Origin of the sequence: Allosphingosinicella sp. (assembly GCF_036387215.1) — a bacterium.
Lineage (GTDB): Bacteria > Pseudomonadota > Alphaproteobacteria > Sphingomonadales > Sphingomonadaceae > Allosphingosinicella.
Genome location: NZ_DASVUE010000322.1, coordinates 1 through 3137, shown reverse-complemented (window position 1 = coordinate 3137; position 3137 = coordinate 1). Strand labels below are relative to the sequence as shown.

Annotated in this window: 3 protein-coding genes; 2 read left to right on the top strand and 1 reads right to left on the bottom strand. The window is 68.5% G+C overall.

Translation table 11 applies throughout. From position 1 onward, the window contains the following. Both VF662_RS13140 and ssb read left to right on the top strand, forming a co-directional pair. The coding region (locus tag VF662_RS13140) for an FTR1 family protein (protein WP_464141993.1) at positions 1-1858 on the top strand (1858 nt) is incomplete at its 5' end. A gap of 72 nt (positions 1859-1930) precedes the next feature. After that, positions 1931-2431: a single-stranded DNA-binding protein gene (gene ssb, locus VF662_RS13135; protein WP_464141990.1), complete on the top strand. Its 501-nt coding sequence runs from the start codon at positions 1931-1933 to the stop codon at positions 2429-2431. A gap of 133 nt (positions 2432-2564) precedes the next feature. Here the strand turns inward: ssb and VF662_RS13130 are convergent, their stop codons facing one another. Beyond that, on the bottom strand, positions 2565-3104 hold the full coding sequence (locus tag VF662_RS13130; protein ID WP_464141988.1) for a YceD family protein: 540 nt from the start codon (positions 3102-3104) through the stop codon (positions 2565-2567). Positions 3105-3137 lie beyond the last annotated feature (33 nt).

Below are 3137 nucleotides of genomic sequence, written 5' to 3'. Positions count from 1 at the left end.
GACGACGTGGCGGCTGCTCGATTATGTCGCAGTCGATTATTCCGGCGCGGTCTCCGGCGGCAAGATCGTCAACCCGGCCGAATATGACGAGATGCTCGAATTCTCGAAGTCGGTGGCGCAGCGTATCGGCTCGCTTCCGGCCACCCCCGCCAAGGCGCGGCTGGCGCGGCAGGCAGCGGAGCTGGAGCGCACGATCGCCGCGAAAGCGCCTCCGGCCGCCGTGGCTACGCTTGCACGGAACTTGGCGGGAGACCTGCTGAAGGCCCACCCGGTGCCGCTCGCACCGTCCGAGGCGCCCGATCCGGCGCGGGGGGCCGCTGTCTACGCGCAGGTTTGCGCCTCCTGCCACGGCCTTAACGGCGAGGGGCCGAAGGGCGAGTTCGCGAAGCTCGATCCGGCGCCGATCGTCTTCGCCGACGCCGAGCGTGCCCGCGAGCGGAGCGTGTTCGGCCTCTACCAGGTGATCACTCAAGGGCTCGAGGGCACTGCCATGCAGAGCTTCGCCTCGCTTCCGGACGAGGAGCGCTGGGCGCTCGCTTTCCGAGCGGGGCAGTTCGCCTTCAAGGAAAGCGCTGCCGGAAAGCGGATCTGGGAGGGGGATGAGAGCGTCCGCCGTCTTATTCCAGATATGGCCGCGCTTGCAGCGATCACGCCCGGGCAGCTTGGCCGTCAGATCGGCCAGGACAAAGCCGATGCCGTGATCGCCTATCTCAGGGCGAACCCGGGGGCGGTGCTTTCCGGCGGCGCCGGCGGCGCCGGCTCGCTCGATCTCGTCCGCGCCAATCTTGCGAAGAGCGTCGAGGCCTATTCGGCCGGGAACCGCAAGGCCGCCGAAGAGCTCGCGCTTGCCGCTTATCTCGACGGCTTCGAACCGCTGGAGGCCGTGCTCACGACCCGCGACGGCGCCCTGATGGGCCGGGTGGAGCAGGCGATGGGCGCCTTCCGCGCCGCCATCGCCTCGGGCGAACCGGAAGCCGCGCTTCGGGAGCGGCTGGCAGCGATGGGCCCGCTGCTCGACGAGGCCGAAGCCGCGCTCGCGCCCGAGGCCGGAACTGACCTTTCCACCTTCCTCGGCGCCTTCACGATCCTCCTGCGCGAAGGGCTGGAAGCGCTGCTGGTCGTGATCGCCATGATCGCCTTCCTTCGCAAGGCGGAGCGGCCGGAGGTCCTTCCCTATGTGCACGGCGGCTGGTCGACTGCGCTCGCTACGGGCGCCGCCACCTGGGCGATCGCAACCTATTTCGTCAGCATCAGCGGCGCCAGCCGTGAGCTCACCGAAGGCTTCGGCGCATTGCTCGCAGCGGTGGTGCTCGTCTCGGTCGGCGTCTGGATGCACGGCAAGTCACAGGCAGAGGAGTGGCGGCGCTATATCCAGGAGAAGATGGGCAGGGCGCTGTCGCGCGGCTCGGCCTGGTTCCTTTTCGGGCTCGCCTTCGTGGTCGTATACCGCGAGGTGTTCGAAACCATCTTGTTCTACGCGGCTTTGTGGACGCCGGATAATGGCGGCACCATCCTCGCGGGAGCGCTGGCCGGCGTGGCCGTGCTTGCGATCGTCGCCTGGGCAATGCTGCGCTACAGCCGCCGGCTGCCGATCACCGAATTCTTCCGCTACAGCGCCATCCTGATCGCAATCCTGGCGGTGGTGCTCGCCGGCAAAGGCATCGGAGCGCTTCAGGAGGCGGGCGTGATCCCGATCACCCTGCTCGCCTGGGCGCCGCGGATCAGCTGGCTCGGCATCTTCCCGTCGGCCGAGGCGATCGCCGCTCAGCTCCTGACCCTGTTCGCCCTGCTCTACGGCTTTCGCGCCAGCGGCCGGAAGAGCAGGAGCCTTTCGGCCGCGCCAGCCGCTGCCGAATAGGCGCCGTGCCGCCTTTGCAATGGCCACGGCATCGGCTTAGGTGGGCGCAATTGCGAACAAGCGGAGAGTGAGATGGCGGGCAGCGTCAACAAGGTCATTCTGGTCGGGAACCTGGGCGACGATCCGGAAAGCCGCTCGATGGGCAGCGGCGGCGAGGTCGTGAACCTCCGCGTCGCCACGTCCGAAAGCTGGAAGGACCGCGACGGCAACCGTCAGGAGCGCACCGAATGGCACCGGGTGGTGATCTTCAACGAGAATCTCGGGAAGGTCGCGAAGAGCTACCTCCGCAAGGGCTCGAAAGTGTACCTGGAGGGCCAGATCCAGACCCGGAAGTGGCAGGACAATAGCGGCGCCGACCGCTATTCGACCGAGATCGTGCTCCAGCGCTTCCGCGGCGAGCTCGTCCTCCTCGACAGCCGTGGCGGCGGCGGCGGAGGCGGCGGTGGTGGCGACTATGGCGACAGCTTCGGCGGCGGCGGCAGCAGCAGCTTCGGTGGCGGCGGCGGTTCGCGCCAGCAGTCCCGCCCGTCCCCCGCCTTCGACAGCGACCTGGACGACGACGTTCCGTTCTAAGCCGGAGCACCCGAGCCCAGCGAGGGGATCGCGGCGCGATCGTCGAGCAGGGCGAAGAGAGGGCGAGGGCCGGCCAGCGGCTCGCAAGAGCCGACTGACGTCACGGGATCTGCTCCCGTGACGGCACCCGAACCTACTTGAGCTTGTCCTTCAGCGCCGCCAGCGCTGCGAACGGGCTCGTCTCCGCCTTGTGCTCTTCCTCGGTCTTCACCCCCGCCTCGCGCAGGGCCTCTTCGGCAACGGGCGCGCGCGGATACGGGTTGAGGCTCAGCGACAAAGTCTCGGCCACAGCCTCGCCGAGGTCCACCGCGCTTCCGTCGTAGAAAACCACGTCGAGCTCGCCTTCGCTGAGCTCGATCTCCTCCTCTTCGCTCATCCCCTCCGGATGCGGGCGGAAGACGATGCTGAAATCCTCGTTCACTTCCGCGGGCACCGGCTCCCCGGTCGCGACGCAGCTTTGCACGACCGCGGCGGAAAGGCTGCCGTCGGCCCGCACCTCCTCGCCGCTCCGCTTCACCGATGCTTCGGCACTGAGCCGGTCGATGCCGATCAGCCCGAAGCGCCGGGCAAGCGCTGCACGCTCCTCCTCGGTGGCGCCGATGCTGAGCTCGCGCGGCTGCCCGCCGAGCGTATCGACGCGGACGGTGCGGCTGAATTCGGGCGGGGTGCTCATGGCCGGGGTAACTCCCCTTCGAGCAGCCGGTTC